Source organism: Bacillus sp. FSL R5-0712, from assembly GCF_038593285.1.
Classification (GTDB): Bacteria; Bacillota; Bacilli; order Bacillales; family Bacillaceae; genus Bacillus; species Bacillus safensis.
In genome coordinates this window covers 3,265,080-3,291,969 of the sequence record NZ_CP151981.1, presented here as the reverse complement: position 1 = coordinate 3,291,969, position 26,890 = coordinate 3,265,080, and the positions used below count along the sequence as shown (strand labels likewise).

22 protein-coding genes and 1 other annotated feature are annotated in these 26,890 nt (G+C 41.0%); of the genes, 13 read left to right on the top strand and 9 right to left on the bottom strand.

The window, feature by feature from the left end; genetic code table 11:
- Positions 1 to 145 precede the first annotated feature (145 nt).
- The 3 genes from secA (at position 146) to NSU11_RS17010 (ending at position 5,758) form a co-directional block, all read left to right on the top strand.
- A complete protein-coding gene (secA, locus tag NSU11_RS17020; protein WP_024423607.1) occupies positions 146 to 2,671 on the top strand; it encodes a preprotein translocase subunit SecA in 2,526 nt (841 codons plus the stop codon).
- A gap of 67 nt (positions 2,672 to 2,738) precedes the next feature.
- Positions 2,739 to 3,840, top strand: a protein-coding gene (gene prfB / locus NSU11_RS17015; protein WP_133744513.1) for a peptide chain release factor 2 whose coding sequence is annotated in 2 segments (ribosomal slippage) — positions 2,739 to 2,810 and positions 2,812 to 3,840 — 1,101 coding nt in all. Because the reading frame shifts where the segments join, the coding sequence is not laid out codon by codon here.
- Positions 3,841 to 3,964: 124 nt separating this feature from the next.
- Positions 3,965 to 5,758, top strand: a complete 1,794-nt coding sequence (locus NSU11_RS17010) for a M3 family oligoendopeptidase (RefSeq protein ID WP_133744514.1) — start codon at positions 3,965 to 3,967, stop codon at positions 5,756 to 5,758.
- Positions 5,759 to 5,974: 216 nt separating this feature from the next.
- On the opposite strand, the gene NSU11_RS17005 is transcribed toward NSU11_RS17010, so the two are convergent.
- Positions 5,975 to 6,709, bottom strand: a complete 735-nt coding sequence (locus NSU11_RS17005; RefSeq protein ID WP_342493685.1) for an alpha/beta fold hydrolase — start codon at positions 6,707 to 6,709, stop codon at positions 5,975 to 5,977.
- Between the two features lie 189 nt (positions 6,710 to 6,898).
- Here NSU11_RS17005 and NSU11_RS17000 point away from each other — a divergent pair, with 189 nt between their 5' ends.
- From NSU11_RS17000 to NSU11_RS16980, 5 genes are all read left to right on the top strand, one after another.
- Positions 6,899 to 7,747: a YitT family protein gene (locus NSU11_RS17000; RefSeq protein ID WP_151039844.1), complete on the top strand. Its 849-nt coding sequence runs from the start codon at positions 6,899 to 6,901 to the stop codon at positions 7,745 to 7,747.
- Between the two features lie 48 nt (positions 7,748 to 7,795).
- On the top strand, positions 7,796 to 8,125 hold the full coding sequence (cccB, locus tag NSU11_RS16995) for a cytochrome c551 (protein WP_024423602.1): 330 nt from the start codon (positions 7,796 to 7,798) through the stop codon (positions 8,123 to 8,125).
- Positions 8,126 to 8,508: 383 nt separating this feature from the next.
- Positions 8,509 to 9,195, top strand: a complete 687-nt coding sequence (gene ftsE / locus NSU11_RS16990; protein ID WP_024423601.1) for a cell division ATP-binding protein FtsE — start codon at positions 8,509 to 8,511, stop codon at positions 9,193 to 9,195.
- Positions 9,188 to 10,078, top strand: a complete 891-nt coding sequence (gene ftsX / locus NSU11_RS16985; RefSeq protein ID WP_024423600.1) for a permease-like cell division protein FtsX — start codon at positions 9,188 to 9,190, stop codon at positions 10,076 to 10,078. The genes ftsE and ftsX overlap by 8 nt, the downstream gene beginning before the upstream one ends.
- Before the next feature lie 110 nt (positions 10,079 to 10,188).
- The gene (locus tag NSU11_RS16980; RefSeq protein WP_024423599.1) at positions 10,189 to 11,451 is read left to right on the top strand and encodes a M23 family metallopeptidase; all 1,263 of its coding nucleotides are present in this window, start codon (positions 10,189 to 10,191) and stop codon (positions 11,449 to 11,451) included.
- Between the two features lie 49 nt (positions 11,452 to 11,500).
- Here NSU11_RS16980 and NSU11_RS16975 read toward each other — a convergent pair whose 3' ends face one another.
- Complete coding sequence (locus NSU11_RS16975; protein ID WP_024423598.1) at positions 11,501 to 12,241, bottom strand: sulfite exporter TauE/SafE family protein; 741 nt, start codon at positions 12,239 to 12,241, stop codon at positions 11,501 to 11,503.
- A 153-nt stretch (positions 12,242 to 12,394) separates the two neighbouring features.
- Here NSU11_RS16975 and NSU11_RS16970 point away from each other — a divergent pair, with 153 nt between their 5' ends.
- The 3 genes from NSU11_RS16970 to NSU11_RS16960 all read left to right on the top strand — a co-directional run bounded on the left by NSU11_RS16970 (position 12,395) and on the right by NSU11_RS16960 (position 15,797).
- Positions 12,395 to 13,843: a S41 family peptidase gene (locus tag NSU11_RS16970; RefSeq protein WP_335343559.1), complete on the top strand. Its 1,449-nt coding sequence runs from the start codon at positions 12,395 to 12,397 to the stop codon at positions 13,841 to 13,843.
- A 344-nt stretch (positions 13,844 to 14,187) separates the two neighbouring features.
- A complete protein-coding gene (locus NSU11_RS16965; protein ID WP_007500014.1) occupies positions 14,188 to 14,541 on the top strand; it encodes a swarming motility protein SwrAA in 354 nt (117 codons plus the stop codon).
- Between the two features lie 68 nt (positions 14,542 to 14,609).
- Positions 14,610 to 15,797 (top strand): PDZ domain-containing protein, encoded by a 1,188-nt coding sequence (locus tag NSU11_RS16960; protein ID WP_335343452.1) that lies wholly within the window; start codon positions 14,610 to 14,612, stop codon positions 15,795 to 15,797.
- A gap of 9 nt (positions 15,798 to 15,806) precedes the next feature.
- On the opposite strand, the gene NSU11_RS16955 is transcribed toward NSU11_RS16960, so the two are convergent.
- On the bottom strand, positions 15,807 to 16,172 hold the full coding sequence (locus tag NSU11_RS16955; RefSeq protein ID WP_024423595.1) for a winged helix-turn-helix transcriptional regulator: 366 nt from the start codon (positions 16,170 to 16,172) through the stop codon (positions 15,807 to 15,809).
- Positions 16,173 to 16,399: 227 nt separating this feature from the next.
- On the opposite strand from NSU11_RS16955, the gene NSU11_RS16950 reads away from it, so the two are divergent.
- Positions 16,400 to 17,074 carry an NAD(P)H-dependent oxidoreductase gene (locus tag NSU11_RS16950; protein ID WP_024423594.1) on the top strand — a complete coding sequence of 225 codons (675 nt, stop codon included), beginning with the start codon at positions 16,400 to 16,402 and terminating at the stop codon, positions 17,072 to 17,074.
- Between the two features lie 89 nt (positions 17,075 to 17,163).
- Positions 17,164 to 17,389 (top strand) — a binding site (T-box leader).
- A 75-nt stretch (positions 17,390 to 17,464) separates the two neighbouring features.
- On the top strand, positions 17,465 to 18,814 hold the full coding sequence (locus tag NSU11_RS16945) for an amino acid permease (protein ID WP_342493684.1): 1,350 nt from the start codon (positions 17,465 to 17,467) through the stop codon (positions 18,812 to 18,814).
- Positions 18,815 to 18,858: 44 nt separating this feature from the next.
- Here NSU11_RS16945 and NSU11_RS16940 read toward each other — a convergent pair whose 3' ends face one another.
- From NSU11_RS16940 to NSU11_RS16915, 6 genes are all read right to left on the bottom strand, one after another.
- Positions 18,859 to 19,851 carry a glycosyltransferase family 2 protein gene (locus NSU11_RS16940; RefSeq protein WP_216099898.1) on the bottom strand — a complete coding sequence of 331 codons (993 nt, stop codon included), beginning with the start codon at positions 19,849 to 19,851 and terminating at the stop codon, positions 18,859 to 18,861.
- A 31-nt stretch (positions 19,852 to 19,882) separates the two neighbouring features.
- Positions 19,883 to 21,997: a glycosyltransferase family 39 protein gene (locus tag NSU11_RS16935; protein ID WP_342493683.1), complete on the bottom strand. Its 2,115-nt coding sequence runs from the start codon at positions 21,995 to 21,997 to the stop codon at positions 19,883 to 19,885.
- Positions 21,998 to 22,203: 206 nt separating this feature from the next.
- Positions 22,204 to 23,619: a HAMP domain-containing sensor histidine kinase gene (locus tag NSU11_RS16930; RefSeq protein WP_185853877.1), complete on the bottom strand. Its 1,416-nt coding sequence runs from the start codon at positions 23,617 to 23,619 to the stop codon at positions 22,204 to 22,206.
- On the bottom strand, positions 23,616 to 24,302 hold the full coding sequence (locus tag NSU11_RS16925) for a response regulator transcription factor (RefSeq protein WP_024423590.1): 687 nt from the start codon (positions 24,300 to 24,302) through the stop codon (positions 23,616 to 23,618). The genes NSU11_RS16930 and NSU11_RS16925 overlap by 4 nt, the downstream gene beginning before the upstream one ends.
- Entirely contained in the window at positions 24,299 to 25,282 is a 984-nt protein-coding gene (locus NSU11_RS16920) for a YncE family protein (protein ID WP_171464718.1), read from the bottom strand. Before NSU11_RS16920 ends, NSU11_RS16925 begins: the two co-directional genes overlap by 4 nt.
- A 272-nt stretch (positions 25,283 to 25,554) precedes the next feature.
- Complete coding sequence (locus NSU11_RS16915; RefSeq protein ID WP_044334231.1) at positions 25,555 to 26,889, bottom strand: MFS transporter; 1,335 nt, start codon at positions 26,887 to 26,889, stop codon at positions 25,555 to 25,557.
- Position 26,890 lies beyond the last annotated feature (1 nt).

Sequence of the window (26,890 nt, the reverse complement as noted above, 5' to 3'; positions counted from 1 at the left end):
TCATTAGGGGCGGGTTTTTTGTGCGAAATTATGGCAAATTCTTTGGAAATGAAAGAAGGTATGGTATGATAAATGCAGGTAAATATGGACCTGTCAAACTTTTGGACATGCCGAAAAATTGCATGAAATAGAGGAGCGTTATTATATGCTTGGAATCTTAAACAAAGTGTTTGATCCTACGAAACGTACGATCAGCCGATATGAAAAAAAGGCAAATGAAATCGAAGCTCTCGCTCAAGATTTTGAAAAATTATCTGACGAGGCTTTACGAAATAAAACGATTGAATTTAAAGAAAAACTTGAAAAAGGACAATCCGTGGATGACCTGCTGGTTGAAGCATTTGCAACGGTTCGCGAGGCATCCCGCCGCGTAACAGGAATGTTCCCGTTTAAGGTGCAGCTCATGGGGGGCATCGCGCTTCACGAAGGTAACATCGCTGAAATGAAAACAGGTGAAGGTAAAACATTGACATCAACAATGCCTGTTTATTTAAATGCTCTTTCTGGAAAAGGCGTCCACATCGTGACAGTCAACGAATATTTGGCAAGCCGTGATGCGCAGGAAATGGGCAAAATTTTTGAGTTTCTTGGTTTAACAGTCGGCTTAAACTTAAACAGCTTAGACAAAGATGAAAAAAGAGAAGCGTACGCCGCTGATATCACGTATTCAACAAACAATGAACTCGGCTTTGACTATTTACGAGATAACATGGTGCTTTACAAAGAGCAAATGGTTCAGAGACCGCTTCATTATGCCGTGATCGATGAGGTTGACTCCATTTTAATTGATGAAGCGAGAACACCTCTTATTATTTCAGGACAAGCTGCGAAATCAACAAAGCTTTATGTACAAGCCAATGCATTTGTCCGCACATTAAAAATCGAAGATGATTTCACGTATGATATTAAAACAAAAAGTGTGCAGCTGACTGAAAGCGGAATGACGAAGGCGGAAAAAGCATTCGGCATTGAGAACCTGTTTGATGTCAAACATGTCGCGCTGAACCATCACATCGCTCAGGCACTGAAGGCACATGTTGCGATGCAAAAAGACGTGGATTATGTGGTAGAAGAAGGCCAAGTAGTCATCGTTGACTCCTTCACAGGACGTTTAATGAAAGGACGCCGTTATAGTGAAGGTCTGCATCAAGCCATCGAGGCAAAAGAAGGTCTTGAAGTGCAGAACGAAAGCATGACACTGGCAACAATTACGTTCCAGAACTACTTCCGTATGTATGAAAAATTATCTGGTATGACTGGTACAGCAAAAACGGAAGAAGAAGAATTCCGTAACATTTACAACATGCAGGTTGTGTCAATCCCGACCAACCAACCAGTGGTTCGTGATGACAGACCTGATTTAATTTACCGCACAATGGATGGTAAATTTAAAGCAGTGGCTGAGGATGTTGCGCAGCGCTATATGACAGGGCAGCCAGTTCTTGTCGGAACAGTAGCAGTTGAGACATCTGAGCTTATTTCTAAGCTGCTTAAAAATAAAGGCATTCCTCATCAAGTGTTAAACGCAAAAAACCATGAGCGTGAAGCACAAATTATTGAAGAGGCTGGTCAAAAAGGTGCTGTGACCATTGCAACAAACATGGCAGGACGTGGTACAGACATCAAGCTTGGCGAAGGTGTAAAAGAACTTGGTGGTCTGGCTGTTATCGGGACAGAGCGTCATGAATCCCGTCGTATTGATAACCAGCTTCGCGGACGTTCTGGACGTCAAGGAGACCCAGGGATTACCCAATTCTATCTCTCCATGGAAGATGAATTGATGCGCCGATTTGGTGCAGAGCGGACGATGGCGATGCTTGACCGCTTTGGCATGGATGACTCTACACCAATCCAAAGTAAAATGGTGTCTAAAGCCGTTGAATCATCTCAAAAACGTGTAGAGGGGAACAACTTTGATTCCCGTAAGCAGCTTCTGCAATACGACGATGTGCTTCGTCAACAGCGTGAAGTAATCTACAAACAGCGTTTTGAAGTCATCGATTCTGACAACTTAAAATCAATTGTCATCAATATGATCCAATCTTCAATTGAGCGTGCTGTGGGATCTTATACGCCAAAAGAAGAGCTGCCTGAAGAATGGAAACTAGATGGTCTTGTTGAATTAATCAACACGAACTATTTAGACGAAGGTGCCATTACAGTCAAAGATATCTTCGGTAAAGAAGCAGATGAAATCACAAGCTTCATCATGGATCGTATTAAAGAAAAATACGATGCAAAAGAAGAAACATTTGGCGAAGAACAAATGCGTGAATTTGAAAAAGTCATCGTTCTTCGAGCGGTGGATTCGAAGTGGATGGACCATATCGATGCAATGGATCAGCTGCGTCAAGGTATTCATTTACGTGCGTACGCACAAACGAATCCGCTTCGTGAATACCAAATGGAAGGATTTGCGATGTTTGAGCATATGGTTGCTTCAATTGAAGATGACGTGGCCAAGTATGTCTTGAAATCAGAAATCCAAAACAACCTAGAACGTGAAGAAGTGGTTCAAGGTCAAACAACGGCTCATCAGCCGCAAGAGGGCGATGAGGAGAAGACAGTGAAGAAGAAGCCGGTACGTAAAGTCGTAGACATTGGACGAAACTCCCCATGTCACTGCGGAAGCGGCAAGAAATATAAAAATTGTCATGGGAAGACAGAATAAGTAATGGAAAGAGGTGAAAACCTCTTTCTATTCATGTCAGCCCCCATACATCTATGAGGTGAAGGATATGGAATTAGTAGAAATTAGACAAGAGCTTGAAAATATGGCTAGCAGGCTAGCTGATTTTAGGGGGTCTCTTTGACTTAGAAACAAAAGAGGCCAAAATCGCAGATCTTGAAGCGACGATGTCAGAGGCTGATTTTTGGAATGATCAGCAAAAGGCTCAAGGCGTTATCAATGAAGCCAATGCACTGAAGGATTCTGTGAATTCCTACCATGAGCTCAGTGAATCACATGAAGAGCTGCAAATGACGCATGACTTATTAAAGGAAGATTATGACGAGGAGCTTCATGCAGAGCTTGAAAAAGAGCTGAAGAACTTAACGAAGCAGTTTAACGAATTTGAGCTGCAGCTTCTCTTAAGCGAACCTTATGATAAAAACAATGCCATTCTGGAGCTTCACCCAGGTGCAGGCGGAACTGAATCACAGGACTGGGGTTCTATGCTTCTGCGAATGTATACTCGCTGGGCAGAGCGCAGAGGCTTTAAGGTCGAAACGCTTGATTACCTTCCAGGTGATGAGGCAGGAATTAAGTCTGTGACTTTGCTCATCAAAGGGCATAACGCGTACGGTTACTTAAAAGCTGAAAAAGGTGTCCATCGTTTGGTTCGTATTTCTCCTTTTGATTCTTCTGGCCGCAGACATACATCCTTCGTTTCCTGTGATGTCATGCCGGAATTCAATGAAGAAATTGATATTGATATTCGGACAGAGGATATCAAGGTAGATACGTATCGTGCAAGCGGTGCAGGCGGGCAGCACGTGAATACGACGGACTCTGCCGTTCGTATCACACATATTCCAACGAATGTCGTCGTGACGTGCCAAACAGAAAGATCACAAATTAAAAACAGAGAACGTGCGATGAAAATGCTGAAATCGAAACTTTATCAAAAACGGATCGAAGAACAGCAGGCAGAATTGGATGAAATCAGAGGAGAGCAGAAAGAAATTGGCTGGGGAAGCCAGATTCGCTCTTATGTATTCCACCCTTATTCTCTTGTGAAAGACCATCGAACCAATACGGAGATGGGAAATGTTCAAGCGGTGATGGATGGAGATTTAGATTCATTTATCGATGCATACCTGCGTTCGAAATTATCATAAAAACTCGGCTTCTTGCCGGGTTTTTTTAATTGTGAGAAAATATAATGAATATAAAGGAATACATACGACATACTGATTCTATATCCTTTGTATGATGAAATTAGCAAATAAAGGGGGAAATATTTTGGGATTAACACCATTGCAAGAAACGTGGGATTTAGATACCTTTTTTAAAGGAGGCAGTTCTTCACCAGAATTTAAGACATACCTGCAAAATATTCAGCAGCTATTAGATGAATTACGACAAAAGGTGAATGCCTTTTCAAAAGAAGATACACACATTGAAAGCAAATTAACGTCTGTCCTTGACACGTATGAAACTACATATAAAAAATTATCTCAAGCAGGTTCATTTGTAACCTGCCTCCAAGCTCAAAATACGAAGGATATGAAAGCAGGCAGCCTTCGAGGTACGATTGCCAAGCTGGAAGCTGATTTAGGAACCATCCTTGCACTGTTTGATCAAGCGCTTGCTGCTATCCCAGCAAACAAGTGGGAAGAACTGATGAATTCAACAGCCTTTTCAGATGTCCGCTACATATTAAATGAGCGGAGAGACCGTGTGAAGGATCAATTACCTGTTGAACAAGAAACGCTGATTCAAAAGCTGGCTGTAGATGGGTACCATGCGTGGGATGAGCTTTATTCCAGCTTAGTGAATAAAATTACCATTCCGTTTGAACAGCATGGAGAAACACAGATGATCTCTGTAGGCCAAGCAGAAAATGCGATGGATGATTCAGATCGTGAAGTCAGAAAGGCCGTTTACCACAATCTAGAGCATGCATGGACGCAGGATGAACATTTATTTGCTAGTACGCTCAATCACCTTGCTGGTTTTCGTTTGCAAGTGTATGAAGCAAGAGGCTGGGAGCACATTTTAAAAGAGCCGCTAGAAATTTGCCGTATGAAACAAGAAACCCTTGATGCCATGTGGTCTGTGATTGATGAACATAAGCAGCCATTCATTGATTATTTACACCGAAAAGCTGACATGCTTGGAGTGGATAAGCTGAGCTGGTTCGATGTTGGGGCTCCTATCGGGAGTGAGACCAAAATCTATCCTTATCAAGAAGCAGCTGCTTTTATTGTGAAACATTTCGCTGGATTTGGAGAAGAGCTCGCTGCTTTTACAGAAAAAGCCTTTAATGAACGCTGGGTAGAAGCTGAGGACCGTCCAAACAAACGGGTAGGCGGCTTTTGTACAAATTTCCCTGACAGCGGAGAATCACGTATTTTTATGACTTTCTCAGGAAGTCCATCCAATGTGGCGACACTAGCGCATGAACTTGGTCATTCGTTCCATCAGGAAGTGATGCAGGATGTTCGCATTCTGAATCGCAAATACGCAATGAATGTAGCTGAAACAGCGTCCACCTTCGCAGAAATGATTGTAGCTGATGCTTCATTAAAAGAAGCGGCAAATGAAGAGGAGCGGCTCAGCCTGTTAGAGGATAAGCTGCAGCGCAGTGTAGCTTTCTTCATGAACATTCAATCTCGTTTCTTATTTGAACAGCGCTTTTATGAAGAGCGTAAACAAGGAGAAGTGCCGGCTGATCGGTTGAATGAATTGATGGTCGAAGCACAGAAGGAAGCGTTCGGTGACTCATTAGATGAATACCATCCACATTTCTGGGCGTCTAAGCTGCATTTTCATATCACGAATGTTCCATTTTATAATTTCCCATACACCTTTGGATACATGTTCTCGTTAGGAATTTATGCAAAAGCATTGCAGGCTGGTACATCTTTTGAAGAGAAATACATTGCATTATTAAAGGATACTGCTTCAATGACAGTAGAAGATTTAGCCAAAAAGCATCTAGGCGTTGACCTTACCCAAAAAGCATTTTGGGAAGAAGCCATTCGTTTGGCTGTAGCAGATGCTGAAGAATTTTTAGAAGTGACAAAAAAATAATAATGAAAAGCTCCCATTACGGGAGCTTTCAGACTGTTGACAAAGGGCTAAAATGATCTTTATTTTAGCTCTTTGTCTTCTTTTTTTCAGCGTGATAGAAAACCTTTGAAGTCTAGGAAGGACGAGCATTGGCGCGGAGCGAATCGAACATTCGTGAGCACCAACGCGCAGGACTGACAAAGAATGCGAGGGTTTGTCTACACGCTGAAGCTCCCATTACGGGAGCTTTTTTGCTGGCTTAAGCCAGTCAAGCATTGTCTGAATGAGATCATTTTGCTGCGACAGGGCTGGAATGTCCGCAGGGTGATCCCCTTTTTGTTTGCCATACATGCCAAATTGCGCATGATTCCCGCCTTTTATTTCATGATAAACGGTTTGAGACGGCAGATTTGCTTTCGATTTCTTGATTTTCTCTTGTGTTGCCAGCCCATCCTTTTCACCTGAAATAGAAAGGACTTTCAATGAAGATTGTTTCAGATCATCTGATGCTGGATAAGATGCTAGGAAAAAGAGTCCATCGAACTTGCTCTGATTTTTTTCTGCAAACATAGCGGCAGCTGCCCCGCCAAGTGAATGTCCGCCAATATACCAGTGTTTGATTGTTTGGTGATCTTTGATAATGTCCTGCGCTTTGTTTGGATTGAAAATCGCAAAGGAAAATGGCATGTCAGGGATAAAGACAGAGTAGCCTTTTTTCATCAGCGTATCCCCGATATAGGCATACGCAAGTGGTTCCACCTTTGCCCCAGGATAGAGAATGATGCCAGTATCACTTTTTGGTGCTTTAAATGTATAAACATTGTTTTTATGTTCCACTTGCTCAATGTTCACCTGTTTTTTTAATGCTTCTGATGGTCCATATGTAAAGCGGCTCCATGTATAGAAAGCACCAAAAGCTAAGATGATCAGTGCAAGTAATGTCATACCTGTTATCTTCAGTATTTTCTTCATCGCATGCCCCTTCTTTCTCATGTACATATTAAATATACCATCATTTACTCCTATGCCAACCGGCAAGTGCGCTGATCCGTCTGTGTGATAAAGTATTAATCCATTAGCACTGCATTTGGCTGTTATTTACAATCGTTTTAAGAGGGCTTAAAATAGGTGTGCATTCAGAAGTAACGGAGGAAGAAAGACATGAAGCAGGAACATACACAATTTTGGATCGAAGTGAAAAACTATTTGTTCATTTTAATCGGATCAGCCATCGTGGCGATTGGATTTAATACGTTATTATTACCAAATCAGATTGCAGCAGGCGGTGTGAGCGGCATTAGTACCATTATGCAGTCATTCGGCTTTGAAGCGGCTTATGTGCAATGGGGGCTCAATATTCCCCTGTTTATCGCTGGCTTTTATTTATTAGGCGGTACATTTGGAGTGAAAACACTCGTCGGCTCGATTTTTTTACCTTTCATGGTGTTTGTCACAAGACATATTGCACCTGTCACACATGAAGCACTGCTGGCGGCTATTTTTGGCGGTGTGGTCATTGGGATCGGAATAGGGCTCGTGTTCCTTGGGAATGGATCAACGGGTGGAACGGCACTCGCTGCCAAAATCATCAATAAGTACACAGGACTCACGCTAGGCACCTGTCTAGCGATGATGGATGGCTTGATTGTTCTGGCTGCGATGACGGTCTTTGGAATTGAAGAGGGGCTATACGCTGTCATTGGTGTGTTTATTTCTAGTAAAACGATTGATGTGGTACAGGCTGGCTTCAGTCATTCAAAAATGGCAATGATCATTACAGGGCATGAAGATGAGGTCAGACAGGCGGTTTTTGATCAAATTGACCGTGGTGTGACGAAGATCTCAGCAGTCGGAGGATATACCGATCATGACCGCCCAATTTTGATGTGTGTCGTTGGGCAGTCACAATTCACAAAGTTGAAACAAGTGGTGAAAGCAATCGATGCATCAGCATTTGTCATCGTGATGGATGCAAAAGAGGTGCTTGGTGAGGGTTTTAAAAGGGCATAAACAAGGATATAATAGCGTTGACCAAATGATTGTAAGGGAGGGAAATAGATGAAAAAAAGCGGATTAACGATGCTGTTTGCAGCGATGCTTCTTGTTCTCGCGGCTTGTGGAGGAAATTCAAGCAGCAGTGACAAAGAAGGCAGCAAAAGTGCTTCATCTGTGAGCAGTGGTGAGGAGATCTATCAGCAAAACTGTATTGGCTGTCATGGGAAAGACCTATCTGGCGGAGGCGGACCAAGCCTGAAAGAAGTAGGGAAGAAATATAATGAAAGCCAGATCGCAGATATTGCGCAAAATGGTAAAGGCTCTATGCCAAGCGGTATGGTAGATGAGAAGCAAGCAAAAGAAGTAGCAAAATGGCTTGCAGAGAAAAAATAAAACCTTTGTCTAATCGACAAGGTTTTTTTGTTTTTTTATATGTAGAAAAAGACTTTTAGATAGTATGAAAACGCATTATATTAAATTTTATTTAAAAAATAAGGGTATAAAGGCACGTTTTTCGGTTTTGATTGTTCTATTTACCTTTTATTTATAAGTTTTGAAATATAAATGTAATACCATTGCGTCGATTCATGACGTATAATTGGAGTTGTTGAAAATGAGACGATTCAATTTTTTCATCTTTTTGGATGAAAAGGACATAAATTGTTAGTAAGTATCGAAGGGTATGTGCGTGACCATACATAACGTTTTTTGACGAGAAGTGTCAAAACATCATGATAAGCTGTTAGTCAGCGAATAAGAAAAGATTAGGTGATTACATGATTCAAATGAAGGAAGTCTACAAGATCTATCCTAATGGCGTAAAGGCAATCAATGGAATCAATGTCTCTATCCATCCAGGAGAGTTTGTGTATGTTGTTGGTCCAAGTGGTGCTGGTAAATCCACTTTCATCAAAATGATGTATCGTGAAGAGAAGCCAACCAAAGGGCAAATCTTAATTAATAACAAAGATTTAGGATCAATGAAGGAAAAAGAAATTCCTTACGTAAGAAGAGAAATTGGCGTAGTATTCCAAGATTTCAAGCTTCTTCCAACTCTTACTGTGTTTGAGAACGTAGCATTTGCTCTTGAAGTGATTGGTGAACAGCCTCATATCATTAAGAAAAAAGTGCTTGATGTTCTCGATCTGGTTCAGCTAAAGCACAGAGCGCGTCAATTTCCTGACCAGCTGTCCGGCGGTGAACAGCAGCGTGTGTCTATTGCCCGCTCGATTGTCAATAGCCCTGAGGTCGTCATTGCAGATGAGCCGACAGGAAACCTTGATCCAGACACTTCTTGGGAAATCATGAAGACGCTCGAAGAGATTAATAACCGCGGAACAACAGTGGTTATGGCGACACACAACAAAGAAATTGTAAACACCATGAAGAAACGCGTCATCGCAATCGAAGATGGAATGATTGTGCGTGACGAAGCAAGAGGGGAGTACGGAATTTATGATTAAAACTCTCTCGCGGCATTTACGTGAGAGCTTCCGTTCACTTGGAAGAAACACGTGGATGACATTTGCATCAATTAGTGCGGTTACTGTCACATTGATTTTAGTTGGGGTTTTCCTTGTGATTATGCTCAACTTGAATAACATGGCATCGAACGCTGAAAAAGAAGTAGAAGTAAAAGTATTAATCGAATTAACGGCGAATCAAAAGCAGCAGGATGAATTAAAAGCAGAAATTGAAAAGATTCCTGAAATCAGTGATGTGAAGTACTCATCTAAGGATGACGAACTGAAAGCACTGATTAAAAGCTTTGGAGAAAATGGACAATCCATGGGACTTGTTGATCAAGAAAATCCATTAAACGATGCGTTTATTGTGAAAACAACAGATCCTCACGATACACCAAAAGTAGCGAAGAAATTAGAAAAACTAAAGGGTACATATAAAGTAACCTATGGAAAAGAAGAGGTCAGCCGACTCTTTAATGTAGTCGGAGTAGCGCGTAATGTCGGTATTGTGCTCATTATTGGGCTGTTATTTACAGCTATGTTCTTAATCTCCAATACGATCAAAATTACGATTTTTGCTAGACGTAAAGAAATTGAGATTATGAAGCTGGTAGGTGCAACGAACTGGTTTATCCGCTGGCCATTCTTCATTGAAGGATTATTGCTTGGTGTATTTGGCTCCATTATACCTATTGCTCTATTGCTTGGCACGTATCAATATGCAGTGGGCTGGGTCGCACCGAGAGTACAAGGCTCATTTATTTCAATGCTTCCATACAACCCGTTTGTCTATCAAGTATCACTGATCCTGCTAGTGATCGGTGCAATCATTGGGGTATGGGGAAGCTTAACGTCTATCCGTAAATTCTTAAAAGTATAAATATATTTTGATGGCAGCATTCGAGATTTCTATAGAAGATGTGACCGGTTGATCCGATTCATCCGGTCGGCTCTTCATGTCGACAGTTGTCATGGGAGGGGAATATCGTTTTGAAAAGAAAGCTGATGATGGCTGGAATGGCAGCGTTTATTGGAACAACGTGGCTATACATTCCAGGGAACGAGAATCGTGCATTCGCATACGAAGACCTAGATCAAAAACGTCAACAAATCGAAGAGAAAACATCGAAGACTGAATCAAGCTTGAAGAAGAAGAAATCAGAGCTGGCAAAGCTTGAAAAGAAAGAATCAAAGCTCAAGAAAGAAATTGAACAAATTGACCAAAAGGTAAGTACTGCAACTGAAAAAGTCGCTGAAAAAGAGAAAGAAGTTAAAAAAACGAAGCAAGAGATCAAGAAGCTAAAAAAAGACATTCAAGTCATCAATGAGCGAATTGAAAAAAGAAAAGCCATTTTCAAAGACCGAATTCGTTCAATGCAAAAAAGCGGCGGTACGATCAACTATTTAGATGTGCTGCTAGGTGCTCGCAGCTTTAGTGATTTTGTCGGTCGTGTTGGGGCTGTCACAACGATTGTCGAAGCAGACAAAGACATGATTACAGAACATGAAAATGATTTAAAGCTGGTGGAGCAAAAAGAAGCAGAGCTAAATAATCAGCTAAGCGGACTTGAAACATCTTTGAAAGAGCTAGAAGCACTGAAAAAAGATTTATCTAAGAAGCACAAAGAAAAAGAACACATTTTAGGTGATGTGACAGATAAAAAAAATCATGCACATGATGAACTAGGCAAGCTTGAGAATGAACAAGAAATCCTAGCGAATCAAAAAGCGGCAGTGAAATCTGAGGAAGCACACCGACAAAAGGAAGAAGCGAAGAAAGCAAAACAAGCAGCTGAAAAAAATGCACCTGCACCTCACAGCGGCGGCTCAGATCAAGTATCTGATACACCAGCAAGCAGCTCAGGCTTTATTAAACCAGCTGCAGGGCGTTTCTCATCTGGTTTTGGCGGGCGTTCTGGCGGAAACCACTTCGGATTAGATATTGCAGCAAAGGGCACAGTTCCTGTCTATGCAGCAGCATCTGGAACCGTCACAAACTCAAGCTACTCATCGAGCTATGGAAATGTTGTGTTCATTACGCACAATATCAATGGACAGACATATCAAACTGTATACGCCCACCTGTCTACAAGAAGTGTGTCAACAGGACAGAGAGTTGAACAAGGACAATTCCTTGGCTATATGGGAAATACTGGCCAATCGCATGGTCAGCATCTTCATTTTGAAATTCATAAAGGATTATGGAATGGCGCAAAATCAAATGCAGTCAATCCAGCGCAATATATCCGCTAATCAAAAAGCCGATAACATGATGTTATCGGCTTTTTTGGTCTAAATAGAATTAAAACAGCAGCAGTAATCCGGCAATAATAGGTGTTAACAGAACAGCTGATTTCAATAAGAGCTTCGGTGCAAGGCGTGTAAATTTCGCGCCGATAAATGCGCCTAATACGGTTCCAATTAATATCTGGATCAGCAAGATAAAATCAACATAACCCTCTGAAATATATCCAATTCCACCGCCGATGGAAATCGGAATAATGACAAGCATGGTCGTGCCAACGGCTTGCCTAATCGACAGCTTCAGTAAAATCAAAAGCCCTACTTGAATGAATGGGGCAGACCCGATACCAAACATGCCTGACAGCATCCCAGATACAAGGCCTAAAATAATGCCTCTTGTCATCAGCTGGCGTGAAGAAAGCGGCTGCTGTTCAGCCTCTTCATTAAGAACAAATAGTTTGATCATCATAAAAACAGCGGATAAAAAAAGCATTCCTGCTGTTAAATAGTGCAGACTCTCTTCTGGAATAAAAGGAGCAACCTTAGCCCCAGCAAAAGAAGCGATACAAGCAAGAGCCCCGACAATCAAACCAGATTTCAGCTGAATATTTCCTTCCCGGTAGTGGCTGTATGCACCTGATAGTGTCGTAAATGCCATGGCGGCTAATGACGTCCCGAGTGCTGTATGGATAGGGATATCAAAAATTAACGTTAGCAATGCGATGACAAATCCTGCCCCGCCTGCTCCTACAAAACCTAATAAAATTCCTAATAAAAGCATCGTCAAGATAATATACATAGCGAAGACTCCTTCTCAATCATAACAAAATAAAAATTACACCTAATAAAATGATTCGTCAAGCCTTCACGGGAGAATGTCTTTACATGAAATCCCTTCTTCTGGCATATAATAACTCAGGTCATCAGGAAGAGTTGAAGAAGGAGGCCAAATATGAAAAAACAAATCGCATCTATTATGGCAAGTGTCGTTCTCTTAATAAGTGCAGGTGTGATGACGCATAAAGAGGGAACTCATGCGGAGTCACCGCAAGCAGCCGCTGCAATGGCTGGACAAGCTCAATCAAGTGATAAGGCGAAAGAGAATGGGATGGAAAAGATTGAGAAAGCCTATGACCTTATTTCAAATGAATATGTAGAGGAAGTGGATCGGCAAAAGCTGCTTGAAGGCGCGATCCAAGGAATGCTTTCGACGTTAAACGATCCGTATTCAGTATACATGGACAAGCAGACCGCAAAGCAATTTTCTGATTCGCTTGATTCTTCCTTTGAGGGAATTGGGGCAGAAGTGGGGATGGATGAAGGAAAGATCATTATCGTCTCCGCCTTTAAAAAATCCCCTGCGGCAAAAGCAGGTCTAAAGCCAAAAGATGAGGTCATCAGCATTGACGGTGCACCGATGAAAGAAAAAAGCTTAAACGATGCTGTACTGAAAATAAGAGGAAAAAAAGGAACGTCTGTCGCCTTAACAATCAAACGAAACGGGATTGAAAAAGAGCTGACGTTCCATATCAAACGAGAAGAAATCCCGCTTGAAACAGTGACTTCCACTGTAAAAGAGGTCAATGGTCATAAAACAGGCTATATTGCGATCTCCAGCTTCTCTGAAGATACGGCGAAGGATTTCACGTCAAGCCTGAAACAGCTCGAGAAAAAGGGCATAGAAGGCCTTGTACTGGATGTGAGAGGAAACCCTGGCGGCTATCTGCAAAGTGTGGAAGATATTTTGAAACATTTTATTACGAAGGATCAGCCCTATATTCAAATCGCAGAACGGAATGGCGACCGGAAACGATATTTTTCAAAACTAAAAGAACAAAAGCCTTACCCAGTCAACGTCTTAATTGATAAAGGCAGTGCTTCCGCTTCGGAAATACTTGCTGGAGCCATGAAAGAAGCTGGAAAGTATGAAGTTGTCGGTGATGTCTCCTTTGGAAAAGGAACTGTGCAGCAGGCGGTTCCGATGGGAGATGGAAGTAATATTAAATTAACGCTGTATAAATGGCTCACGCCAAAAGGCAATTGGATTCACAAAAAAGGCGTCGTACCGACAATTGCGATTCATCAGCCGGATTACTTTACCGCAGGTCCGCTTCAGCTGAAAGAACCCCTTCAGCTTGATATGAACAATGAAGAAGTGAGACAAGCGCAGACGCTGTTAAAGGGATTGTCATTTGACCCTGGCAGAGTAGATGGATACTTTGATGAAGAAACAAAAAAGGCCGTACTTGCCTTCCAAAGCACATACAATCTCGATAAATCAGGTGTCATTGATTTGAAAACAGCGGAAATGATGAACAAAATGGTGGATGAAGTGAAATCATACGAAAAAAATGACCTTCAATTACAGACTGCACTAAAAGCACTATATCTTAAAAAATAAAGAGGCGAATAAAAGCCTCTTTTTTTTGGTTCATAAGTGTCATGAACATGTAATAATTTATGATTAAAAATAAATTATATCGAGAAATATATTCATTTATTTTACAAAAAACATAACATTCCTTCAATTTTACCCGATAACATATGTATATAAGAGACTTTCTGTTGATTTAAACATGTCATGAAAATGAAACTTTTGAAAGTTGTATGTTACATAAATAATTCTTACAATAAAAAGTAGCACTCATTTTAAATATTTTATTTTTTGCGGATATTCAGCTTGAGCATTAAGCTGTACCGAGGTTTGCGCTTTTCTTAAAAGAACTAGTAAATGGGGGTACACAATTGAAAAGGGCAAGTATTGTGAGAGAGAAAAAATATTACGAGTTGGTAGAGGAACTTAAGAGTCGTACGAAAGATGTGACGTTTTCCGCTACAAAGGCATTAAGTCTGCTCATGCTGTTAAGCAGGTACTTGGTCAATTACACAACGGTAGAATCAGTCGACGAAATCGATGAAGACTGTGCTGAGATATACTTCAATTATTTAATGGATAATCATAAGAGACTTGGTATAAACTTAACCGACATCAAGAGGTCGATGCAGCTGCTCGGCGGCATACTAGATGTAGATGTCAATCACTACTTAAAAGATTTTTCACTGTCGAATGTCACACTTTGGATGAATCAGGAGAAATAAACCTGATGTCAAGCATCGATTTATTTGATAGAATAAGAGAAAATGCTTGACTTGGGCGGTGAACGATAATGAGCTCGGAGTGGATGGGAGCCGGATTAAAAGCGGTCGGTCTGTTTTTAATCCATCCTCTTTTTTATTTCATGATATTAATCAGCCTATTGCATGGCTACATCCGCGTAAAGCGGGAGAGAAAAGCGTTTCAAACAAGAATAGAAGATGTATACGATGAACTTAAATTTACATATTCAAAGGGATGGATTCTAGGGATTTGCCTATCCGTTATTTCAGTAGGCTTAGGGATTGCCCTCCCCCCTGGATTCATCGTGCTGATTGCAGCGATGACCATCGTTTTCTCTTTATTCTTTAAGGCGAGTGCGCTTTCGTCTGCATACACACTCGGTTTCAGTTTTATTGCGGCACTTGGACTGATGCATTTCCAAGTGAGTCATTCTTGGCTGCCGCAGCTCTCAATCATGAATGCATCAGCCGTTGTCATTCTGTTAGGACTTCTATTAATGACCGAGGGGATTCTAGCCTATCGAACGGCGCATTTACGTACATCGCCTGCTATGGTGATGAGTGCGAGAGGACTTTTAATTGGTCAGCAGCGGGCAAACCGTCTGTGGCTTTTACCGCTTGTTTTGCTGATGCCGGCAGGTGAATTCACTTCTTCTCTGCCATGGTGGCCGGTGCTTCAAGTGCATGATCAAAGCTTTTCATTTATTTTGATTCCATATATCATCGGATTCGGTCAGAGAATTCAAGGCTCACTGCCAATTGTTAGTATTCAAATTACAGCGCGGCGTATTCTCATGCTCGGACTCGCTGTCGCCTTATTAGGTGCTGCAAGTATTTGGTTTGAACCGATTGCTTGGGGAGCTGTATTGATTGCGGTGATAGGAAGAGCCTTTCTCTCATGGAAGCAGAGGGTCAATGACAATGCTGCCCCGTTCTACTTCTCTAAGCGTAATCAAGGGCTGATGGTGCTGGGAATTATTCCAAATACACCAGCGGCTGATTTAAAGCTTGAGATCGGAGAAGTCATCACAAAAGTGAATGGAATTGAAGTCAAAACCGTTTCGGAATTTTATGAAGCCCTTCAAACCAATCGTGCTCTAACAAAGCTCGAGATTATTGGCTTAAATGGTCAGACAAGATTTGAGAAACGTGCTTCTTACGAAGGGGAGCATCATCAGCTTGGCATCCTGTTTGTGAAGGATGATCCACAGCAAGAACCAACGGCAATTTCATCTTAAAAAAAGCTGCTAGAGATGGCAGCTTTTTTCTTTTGGGCGCGCTTCTTTCCCGTAGGATTCGCCCCATTCACGCATGGCGAAGATGATAGGCTTTAATGTATTTCCGAGAGAAGTGAGGGAATATTCGACACGAGGGGGGACCTCCTCGTAGACTTCTCTATGGACAACGCCGTCTTGTTCAAGCTCACGCAATTGCAGTGTGAGGACACGCTGAGAAATTCTTGGCAGCAGCCGGCGCAATTCATTGTAGCGTTTTGGTCCGCAAGTCAAATGATAAAGGATCACTCCTTTCCATTTCCCTCCGATGACACTTGTCGTCACTGAAACAGGACAGCCATGATTGACAATACTGACTGGATTGGATGGTGCGCTCATCTTAACACGCCTTTCTAAGACAAATTTGGTGATACACGAACAAGATGGTAACTAACGAACAAAAATGTGCGTACTTGAATCACTCGAAGCTTTTCTTATACCATAGAGATATCACATCACACATTCGGGCTGTTGTTTTTTTATCATAACAATTTCTATATGGGAATGGAAAGAAATTGGATTGATGAAACTAACGCCCTAATTGGTTAATAGAAAGGATGAATACAATGCGAGACAAAGAGCAATTAAAAAAAGAAATCATTGAGGCGTATGAGTTCCGCCATGCGACAAAAGAGTTTGATCCAACGAAAAAAATACCAGAGGATGATTTTGCATTTATTTTAGAAACAGGAAGACTTTCCCCAAGCTCTGTAGGGTTTGAGCCTTGGAAGTTCCTCGTTGTTCAAAATGAAGCATTTAGAGAAAAATTAAAAGAGTATACATGGGGAGCGCAAAAGCAGCTTCCTACTGCCAGCCATTTTGTGATCATCTTGGCAAGAACAGACGCCCGTTATGATTCAGCATATGCAGAATATATCAACAAGCAAATCAAAGGAATGTCAGACGAAACGTTCGAGATGGTGAAGGGACGCTACCAAGAATTCCAAGAGAATGATCTTCATTTGTTAGAAAATGAACGTACGCTCTTTGATTGGGCTTCAAAACAAACGTATATTGCCCTTGGAAACATGATGACAGCCGCTGCACAAATTGGCATTGATTCATGCCCGGTCGAGGGATTCAGCTACGATGAGATTCATCGCATTCTAGATGAAGAAGGGCTGCTTGAGGATGGTCAGTATGATATTTCTGTCATGGCAGCCTTTGGTTATCGTGTGACTGAGCCGAAGCGCGGCAAAACGCGCCGTCCGATGGATGAAGTCGCTGTTTGGATTCGTTAAAAGAGAATGTCTGAAAAAGGATGTTGACAATTGCGTGGTTAGTCAGTATATTTAAAAAATAAAATCTTTGATGAATATACAAATTGACTATAAACGCTTTGACTTGAGAATAGTAGATGAACATCCGTTTTTTTTAGAGAGCTGCGGGTTGGTGCAACGCAGTAAAACGAATCATTGAACTCGCTCAAAGAGCGGTAAGACTGAATGAATAGTAAGTCTTTACGTGTGACCTCCGTTAACGGGTTTTAAGTTGGATTTAGCTATGGCTGAATCAATTAGAGTGGTAACGCGGTTGCAAGGTCAGTCGTCTCTTCAAGGAGATGACTGGCCTTTTTATATGCTTTTATCCTATATTTGTCTGAAGGTTCAAATTTAAAGGAGCTATAGAAAATGGAAAAGGAACATGTGCAGTTAAAACGAACAATGACGTCAAGGCATATTATGATGCTCGCACTTGGCGGTGCAATTGGTGCTGGTCTGTTTAAAGGAAGCAGCTCTGCTATTGATATCGCAGGTCCTGCTGTCATTTTGGCATATATGATTGGTGGTCTTATTTTATTATTTATTATGCAAGGACTTGCCGAAATGACGGTTGCACGACCTGGCGCAAGAACATTCCGTGATTTAATTGAACCGGTGTTAGGCAAATATCCGGCTTATTTCTTAGACTGGATATACTGGAAAATGTGGGTGTTGAACATTGCAGCAGAAGCAATCGTATCTGCGATCTTTATTCAGTACTGGTTCCCACAAGTGCCGATTTGGATACTTGTGTTAATCATTTCACTTGTTGTGACATTGATCAATGTTTGTTCTGTTAAAATGTTTGCTGAGACGGAGTACTGGTTAGCTTCTATTAAAATTGCTGTCATTCTTTTATTTATTATCATTGGGTTAACCATGTTGTTTGTCTCATTTGGTCAGCATGCAGCACCGGGATTATCCAACTTAACCGGCCACGGAGGATTTTTCCCGAATGGAACAGGCGGCTTAATTGCGGCCATGCTTGTTGTGGTGTATTCATATGGCGGGACTGAAATGATCGGGGTCACATTAGCAGAAACAAAAAACCCTGAAAAAGTCATCCCAAAGGCCATCCAAAGTACATTTGTACGAATCATCGGTTTCTATGTACTGCCGTTCTTCATCATCGTCAGCTTGATTCCTTGGAATCAAGTAAACAATGAGCAAGTGAGTCCATTCGTCACCGTGTTTGCAACAATTGGCGTGCCATACGCGAGTGACATCATGAACGGTATCATTTTACTAGCGATCTTGTCTTCTATGAACTCTGGGCTGTACGCATCCTCAAGGGTACTTTATACGCAAGCGATGGATGGACGTATATGGAAGGGCTTCTCAAAGCTATCAAAACAGCAGGTGCCTGTTAGAGCGATCCTAGTGTGTACATCTACATTGTATGCCGCTGTATTGATTTCTCTTTTTGTAGGAAGTCAAACCTTTAATTATTTAATGGGATCTTTAAGCTATACGGTCTTATTCATCTGGTTTATTATTGCTGTCGGGCATTTAAAATCTCGAAGTGTAGCAGAACCAGGAGGATATCGCGTGAAGCTGTATCCTTTCACAACATGGTTTTCTGTGATTGCGATCATTGCCATTTTCATCGGCGTTGTGTCAACAACTCCAATTATCCAAACGATGGTCACAATGGGCATTTATTTGATAATTACTCTTTCTTTCTTCATCAACAAAAAGCGGTTTGACACAGCCGCTTAATATAAAAAGCGTGCGGGACCTTTAAAGAGGTCTCACACGCTTTTTTAATGCTGTTTGTATTGCTTGAAATGAACAGGGGGTTGAACAGGCTGTGGCTTTGACTGAAGCCCGTAGCTCTCTCTTACGATGTAAAGTGGTCGATCTTTTGCCTCGTCGTAGATTCGGCCGATGTATTCTCCAATCATTCCCAGCATAAAGAGGATGATGCCGCTAAAGAACAGCTGTATGACAATTAATGAACTCCATCCTGTAATGGTGCTGTTTGTAAAAAGCTTTAAGTAAAGTACAAGAAACATTGAAATGAATCCGATAGCGGAAAGGGCAATTCCTGCTATACTCGCTAGCTTCAAAGGTTTATAGGAAAAGGAAGTGATTCCATCCATCGAGAGCTTGAGCATCTTTTTGAGCGGGTATTTTGTTTCTCCTGCTAGACGTTCATCTCGAACGTACTCTACTGCAATTTGTTTGAAACCTACCCAGCTGACTAGGCCGCGAACAAATGGATTTTTTTCTCGTATTTTTCTCATTTCATGGCACACTCTACGATCCATTAACCTGAAGTCACCGGTGTCGATTGGGATATCTACTTCGGTGATTTGACGTAAAACGCGATAGAAAAGGGAAGCGGTTTGCTTTTTGAAAAAAGTTTCGCCTTTTCGTTTGGTGCGCACGGCGTATACGACTTCATAGCCTTCTTTCCATTTTGCGATCATCTCTAATATCAATTCAGGCGGATCTTGTAGGTCTGCATCTATCACGATGACCGCTTCTCCCTTTGCATAATCCATCCCAGCTGTAATGGCAATTTGGTGTCCGAAGTTACGTGAGAAATCAATGAGTCTTACATTCGGATCGTTTTGGGAATACCCTTTAATTAGTTCAGCTGTTCGATCCATACTACCGTCATTGACGAAGAGAAGTTCGTATGCTTCTCCTGTCGAATCCATGACTGTTTTCAGTCGCTGATAGGATTCATGGATCACAAGTTCTTCATTATAGACTGGGACTACAATAGAATATCGTATGTTCTTTTCCATCAGTCATCCTTCCTCCCTTTTAATAGATGAATTAATCAACGGATAGTTCATAAAGAGTGCCGCTCTCCATTCCGCCCATTCTTCCATTTGACTGATCATTTTGTTCTGATTGTTGGCTGTCTGTTTGCTGGTTCGTTTTGGATGTAGAGCTGTTCTGCCATTTAGAAGCAGATACTTCTTTGCCATTTTTTTGAATCCAAGTGAGAATGTCAGAGCTGCCGCCTCTCATACCAGAAAGATAGAAGTACTTGATTTTGCCGTCTTTGACGAGCTGTTTGAATTCACTAAGCGTGAGAATGTTATCAGATCCACTAAATCCACCTAATGCCATAACAGCTTTTCCTGTTTTAATAATGTAAGGTGAAGCAGTGGTTGCATCTGTTGTCCCGAATAGGAATTCTTCTCCCGTATTGTTTTTCTCAAGATAGCTGATTAGCTTTTCATTGACTTGTGAACTCATGCTGCCACTTGAAGTTGCAAGCTGAGGACCAGCCTCTGGAAGCATACTGTTTCCCCCATAAAGAAGAGGTGTGCTTGCCCAGTATAGTGGTGCAATCAGCATGCCAAGGATGGCAATGAGAGACACGAATTGTTTTAGTTTTTCTTTTCCTTTTACCAAAAGCAGAGAAAGGATTGTTCCAACACCAATGATACCGACTGCAATGCTTAGTCCAAGACCGATCGTGCTTGTAAAAGTGGATAGAATAAAGATTTCAAATGCGGTTGTGACGAATATCGCAAATGGAAGCAGCCATTTTTTAAAGCCAGTTCCTGTTTGAAATAATTGTGTCATAGAAACCCATCCGGCTCCTGCTAATACAGCAATTGGCGGTGCCAGCATGATCAAATAATAATGATGGAAAAATCCTGCTACACTGAAAAATGCAGCAACAGGAATAAGCCATGCTGACCAAAATAGTGTTTCTTTTTGTTTTGTATTGAGACGTCTTCTTTCAAAGGCAGTCGAGAAGAAGATACCAATCGCACCGAATATCGCAAATGGAAGCAGCCAGCTGATTTGATCGGACAGTTCAGATTGGAACAGACGTAACGGTCCCTTGGTTCCTGTACCAAACATGCCGGAGCCATTTCCCATTTTTCCGCCCCCGCCATTTGGCGGTCCATCACCATTACCGCCTGAAGGCATATCAGGTGGTGTTGTGCCGTTTGCATTGCTTGGTGGTCCTTGCGTTGAAGGCTGTTTCTGACTGGATGATTGGTTTGAATTGTCTGAGTTGTTTTGATTTCCATTAGATGGCGGCTGAGGCATGGTGAATGAATCATTGTCATTTTGCTGATCACCCTGCTGTGAAGGCGGCTGTCCCTCACCCTGATTTGTGCCGCCTCCCCCGCCAGACTGTTGACCAGTCAACCGCTGAAGACCGTTGTAACCAAAGGCTAATTCTAGTGCTGAGTTCGATTGACTAGATCCCATATAAGGACGATTGTCTTTGGAAGTGAGATCAACCGCTATAGACCAGGAAACAGATACACCTAAAAGAACAATCATTGAAATCATCAGTGATAACAATTTTTTCTTCCATGTCGTTCGGTAGGCAATGATGTAAAAAAGAATGAGTGCTGGTACGATCATATAGGCTTGCAGCATTTTTGTATTAAAGCCGACGCCAATCATCGCAAACGAAGCAATCGCCCAAAGCACCTTTTGCTGTTTTACAGCCTTGAACATCATTCCTGTTGCTAGTAAAAGTATAAAGACAAGTAAGCTGTCAATATTATTTGTGCGAGATACAGCAACCGCAATAGGTGTACACGCCATGATAAGTGCCGCTAATCTCGCCGCTGCTTGACCAAAAGTTGGTTTGACAAGACGGTAGATCAGATAAACAGATCCAATGCCTGCTAAAGCTTGAGGCAAGATGACGCTCCATCCATGCAGACCAAAAATTTTGGCACTGATCGTTTGCAGCCAGAAGGTGAGCGGGGGTTTATCCACCGTGACATATCCTGCTGGATCAAATGAAGCAAAGAAGAAATTATGCCAGCTTTGCATCATACTTGTGACAGCCGCAGTATAATACGCATTCACCGTGTCATCTTCCCAAATGTTATAAATGTTTAAGATGGCAGATAAGATCAATATGAAAAATAAATAAATATCAAATTTCTGAAAACGTCTGATCAAAAGCAAGTCACTCCTTTTTTTCACTTGAAAAAAGTGTAACAAGCAAATATGAATAAAATGTTAATAAAAAAAGACCATTTTTTTATTTTTTAGAAATAAAAACAGCTCTTGGTGAAAAGAGCTGTTCAAGTTGTAGAAAATCATATGGTTGCTGAATTTATTGATAAAATAGTAATTCCAAATGATATTTTAAAATATGTGAGTAGCTATAGTGTAGGTGAGCTCTCATTGAATGGAGCATTGGGAAGTTGAATGATGGCTGTCGTACCAAAGCCAGGTTCAGATTGAATGTCGAATGTTCCATGATGTTTTTTAATGATTTGATAGACAATGGCTAGTCCAAGGCCAGAGCCGCCATCCTTTCTTGTTCGTGCTTTATTTACACGATAAAATCGCTCAGAAACATGTGGGAGATCTTCTTTTGGAATACCGCTGCCTTCGTCGGTCACTTTCAATTCAGCAACACCTTGGTGAACTTGTAATTCAATCGATATTGATTTTCCAGATGGTGTGTAATGAATGGCATTGTCCAGTAAATTACGTATCACTTGTTGGAGACGGTCGCTATCACCATAAACAATACAATCCTCTTCAAGCGTTTGTTTGAAAGTAATGCTTTTTTTGTCAGCGATGAATGCCATTTGATCAAGAACATCGTGAATGAGCTGTGCAAAAACGATTGGCTCCATCGTAAGTGGATAGGAGTCACCTTCTAACTGTGCAAGATCTAAAAGATCGTGTACAAGCCGGCTTAAACGTGTGGCCTCATCTTGGATGATTTGCATTCCTTTTTTTTGATCAATAATCCCTTCTTCAATTCCTTCTGCATAGCCTTTCATATAACTTAAAGGCGTTCTAAGTTCGTGAGAGACATTCGCAAGAAATTCCCTGCGGTGCTGTTCAACTTTTTCGAGGGTTGAAGACAGTTTATTAAAGGAGCGGCTGAGCTGGTTTAACTCATCTCCTTTTTTGGTTACGGCCATTCGTTTTGAGAAATCACCAGATTCCATTTCCATTGCAATTTCTTTCATTTTATTAATTGTCTGCACTACTTTATTGGAGCTCTTATATCCAATCACGAATATCAGGAGCAGAATCATTAAGGTGGATATGCCAAGCGTCAATCTAATTTGGACAAAGGGTTCATATACATCTGATAAGGGCATGGAGAGGAAAATAGTTCCCGATAGATCATCATTGCTTGAGAAAACAGGGATGGCGATGCCAAGAATATCTTGGTGAAACTTTGGGTGTTCTCTAATTAACACGACGGTTTCACCTTGAAGGAGCTTTTGGCGTTCTTTGAACGTAATGAGATTATCATTTGTGTCCGTATCAAAAGGAAGTCCACTTGAAAGCTCCATTGGATCATCTGTAAAAATAATGCTTGCCTGACTTGAGTCATTTGCCCATTTCATTCTGTCGGTAAAATACTTGTCTTTCCCATGTGTGTGATAGATTTCTGCCAGCTTCTTACCTTGCAAACTTAAGGAATCGATCTGTTTATCAATATATAAATGCTGGTATAAGTAAAAGGTAAGGGCAAGCGCTGAGGCTGCAACGATTCCGATCACTGCAAGGATTAAGAAGAGTACTTTCTTTTTAATCGATAATGGCTTCATTCTGCCTCCTCAAACTTATAGCCGACACCCCAAACGGTTTTAATATATCGTTCTGCTTCCTTTAATTTCAGTCGCAGCGTTTTGATATGTGTATCGACAGTTCTTAAAGAGCCGCTCGTTGAATGTGATTCCCACAATTTTTGATAAAGGTGTTCTCGTGAAAACACTTGTCCTTGGTTGAGCAAAAGAAACATGAGTAAATCAAATTCTCTTCTTGTTAAATTAACGGGCTGTTGATGGAGGTAAACTTGTCTGCCATCTTGATCAATCTCCATGTCACCAATCTGTATTCGGCTGCGCTTTAGCGAAAGACCTCTAATTCGTCTCAGAGTGGTTTCGATTCTTGCTGCAAGCTCACGCAGACTGAAAGGCTTCATGATATAGTCATCCGCTCCAATTTCAAGTCCTCTAATTCGGTCCTCCTCATAACTCCTCGCTGTTAAAAATAAAATCGGTATTTGAGATGTTTGTCGAATACGCTGACAGACTTCAAATCCATCCATGTCAGGCATCATGATATCTAATACAACAAGGTCAACAGATTCCTTTTCAAGCTGATGCAAGGCATCTTTTCCATTATTCGCAGAGATAATGTGAAAGCCATGTCTCTTTAAAAAAGACCCGATTAACTCAAGCATATCAAGCTCATCATCTACGATTAAAATACGCATTTGTTCCTTCATTTCTTTTCCTCCAACACGATAGCATAAGGTCCTGATGGGACATTCAGTTGATTTTTCATGATAAGTGAGTGTTTATCGATGATGGATACTGAGTTGTCATCCAAGTTACTCACATAAATTGATGTCTTATCAGCAGTGATATAATTCGGATTTTGACCAGTTTCAACAGAAGCAAGCTGTTTATTTGTTTTGGTATCTACTTTGTATAGCGTATGATCTCCATGACATAGTACATATAAAGTAGAAGAATTTTTCTCTGGAAAAAATGCAACAGGCATAACGCCTAGCTTTATTTCTCGCTGTTTTTTTCCAGTTTTAGGGTCATAAGCAAAAATACTCTTATTTAAGGTGCCTTGTTTACCGTGGCCGCCGATCCAAATGAACTGTCCATCAAAATGAATTCCAGAAGGCCGTTCAAGTACAGAAAACGTACGTATATTTTTTTCCTTTTCAATATCTATGACGGAGACAGTATGACTTTCTGCATTTAAAACAAATAAAATACCTGATGAAGAAAGAGTCATAGAAGAAGGTAATTTTCCAGTTTTCACAGTCGATTTTATTTTTTTGCGCTCCGTATCAATAAAATAAACGACATTTTTCTGTGAGTTGGCAGCGATTAATGTATGAGAAGCTGCATCATATGTAAGGGAAGTCAGTCCTTTATCCACATTCATATAATCTGTTGCTGTGCCGTGTTTTAGATTAATTTCGATAAGGGATTCTCCCTCTTTACTTGTAGCGATGATGACGTCTTTATTGATTTGAATAAGATCAGTGAGTGGGTGTTTTAAATCCACAGAAGAGAGCATTTTATTTTTTTGTATATCAACTATTGAAAAGGAGGCTTTTTTTAATTGAGAGATGACAGCGATGGATTGAGAGCTGCCTGGCGGCGTAAATTGCTGTTCTTTTCCACAGCCTGTCAGGAATAAAAGTAGAGCTGATAAACAGATCAAAACATATTTCACACGTTCCATTCTTCCGCTCCTTTGCGTTCTCTATTTTCAAAATCATACCACAAAAATTGTGAAAAAAAATTGAAGTTATCCATGCTGAAAGAATGAAAAAAAGCTTTTAGGTAAGTGAGGGAGACCATTTGTACCTGAAGTTCCTTTTTTGTCTGGACATATGCCATTTTTTCTTCTTTAAAAGATGATTTTCAGGATTTGATGGATGCACTCGCTATAGTTTACAGTGATACAAATGATGAAAACTCCCCGCTCTAACTAAACATAGAGCAAGGGAGTCATTAGGCGGAATGTTCAGATGATGGGGAGGTTGATTTGGTTTTTACACGTTGAGATAAAAGGAAACCAAGAATGCCTGCACCCATTAATACAATAAATAAAGATTGAAAACCACTCATGATCCCAATCAATGTAGACGAAATGATACTGCCAAAATATCGAAAGGTAGAGAAAATACCAGATGCTGAACCAGATAAGCTTTGATCAACAGACGTTAAAGAAGCCATCTGCATACTGGTCATTCCAATACCTGATGAAATTCCACCTGCGACAAGTGTCACTATAAGCAGTGGTAAGGTAGGGAACTGACTGAGTGTGATTAACATGATGCCTGATAAAGTCAGACAGAGAAATGAAAAGCCAATCATTTTTTTCGCGCCTTTTTTCGGATGGAGTCTTGCCCCTAACAAGCCGCTAATAGACATGCAAAGAGAAAATACTGATAGAATAATACCGCTTTGTGTATGAGAAAGTGCAAGTTGTTGTTCCATAAACAGCGGCATAATTAGAAGAATGGCATACATCACAAAATTACTTAGCATGATCGACAGGTTTGCGTTTGTAAATGAACTGTTTTTAAAAAGCGACAAATCGATGATCGGATTCTTTACTTTTCGTACATGTTTAAAGAATAAAGGAATGACGATCAACGCTAGAATTCCATAGATCAAGTATTCATTTAGCAATTGGCTTTTAGTGCATAGAATGAGTGTGGCAATCCCGATGGTTAAGTATAGTGAACCAGTGATGTCTACATTTGCTTGTAAGCGTGTATGCTTTGTTTTTGGAATGAGTAATACGCCGGTAACAAGTGTAAGGAACAAGAATGGGATATTGACAAAGAATATAGAATGCCAATCAAAACTCTGAATAAGAATCGAACCAATAAAAGGTCCAAGTGCGGCACCAATACCGGCTCCAAACCCAAAATACCCCATTGTTTTAGACAGTTTTTCGGGGGATACTGTTGCACGAATCAATGCAATGCTATTCGGTGTTAAAATAGCACCGCCAGCTGCTTGAATGGAACGAAAAGTGATGAGAAAAGCTAGATTTGGAGCTAAAGCACATCCAATTGAGCCAATTAAAAAGAGCATGACCCCAATTAAATACATTCGCCTGTGTCCGTATATATCTCCTAACTTACCAGCGATAGGCTGAGTGACTGCCATGACAATAAGATAAATTGTGACAACCCAAGTGATGTTTGCAAGGGATTGATCATAATAAGTTGATATGGATGATAGAGCGACAGCGATCATCGTTGAATTGACTGGAACTAGTATAGCTCCAAGCAACAAAGAATAGATGACGAAACTCTCTTTTTTTAACCTCAAT

What these genes read in the sequence shown, in the direction of transcription:
- secA (WP_024423607.1), top strand. Translation starts at nt 146, where the DNA reads ATGCTTGGAATCTTAAACAAAGTGTTTGATCCTACGAAACGTACGATC.
- NSU11_RS17005 (WP_342493685.1), bottom strand. Translation starts at nt 6,709, where the DNA reads ATGAAGAAAATACTGAAGATAACAGGTATGACATTACTTGCACTGATC.
- NSU11_RS17000 (WP_151039844.1), top strand. Translation starts at nt 6,899, where the DNA reads ATGAAGCAGGAACATACACAATTTTGGATCGAAGTGAAAAACTATTTG.
- cccB (WP_024423602.1), top strand. Translation starts at nt 7,796, where the DNA reads ATGAAAAAAAGCGGATTAACGATGCTGTTTGCAGCGATGCTTCTTGTT.
- ftsE (WP_024423601.1), top strand. Translation starts at nt 8,509, where the DNA reads ATGATTCAAATGAAGGAAGTCTACAAGATCTATCCTAATGGCGTAAAG.
- ftsX (WP_024423600.1), top strand. Translation starts at nt 9,188, where the DNA reads ATGATTAAAACTCTCTCGCGGCATTTACGTGAGAGCTTCCGTTCACTT.
- NSU11_RS16975 (WP_024423598.1), bottom strand. Translation starts at nt 12,241, where the DNA reads ATGTATATTATCTTGACGATGCTTTTATTAGGAATTTTATTAGGTTTT.
- NSU11_RS16970 (WP_335343559.1), top strand. Translation starts at nt 12,395, where the DNA reads ATGAAAAAACAAATCGCATCTATTATGGCAAGTGTCGTTCTCTTAATA.
- NSU11_RS16960 (WP_335343452.1), top strand. Translation starts at nt 14,610, where the DNA reads ATGAGCTCGGAGTGGATGGGAGCCGGATTAAAAGCGGTCGGTCTGTTT.
- NSU11_RS16955 (WP_024423595.1), bottom strand. Translation starts at nt 16,172, where the DNA reads ATGAGCGCACCATCCAATCCAGTCAGTATTGTCAATCATGGCTGTCCT.
- NSU11_RS16950 (WP_024423594.1), top strand. Translation starts at nt 16,400, where the DNA reads ATGCGAGACAAAGAGCAATTAAAAAAAGAAATCATTGAGGCGTATGAG.
- NSU11_RS16945 (WP_342493684.1), top strand. Translation starts at nt 17,465, where the DNA reads ATGGAAAAGGAACATGTGCAGTTAAAACGAACAATGACGTCAAGGCAT.
- NSU11_RS16940 (WP_216099898.1), bottom strand. Translation starts at nt 19,851, where the DNA reads ATGGAAAAGAACATACGATATTCTATTGTAGTCCCAGTCTATAATGAA.
- NSU11_RS16930 (WP_185853877.1), bottom strand. Translation starts at nt 23,619, where the DNA reads ATGAAGCCATTATCGATTAAAAAGAAAGTACTCTTCTTAATCCTTGCA.
- NSU11_RS16925 (WP_024423590.1), bottom strand. Translation starts at nt 24,302, where the DNA reads ATGAAGGAACAAATGCGTATTTTAATCGTAGATGATGAGCTTGATATG.
- NSU11_RS16920 (WP_171464718.1), bottom strand. Translation starts at nt 25,282, where the DNA reads ATGGAACGTGTGAAATATGTTTTGATCTGTTTATCAGCTCTACTTTTA.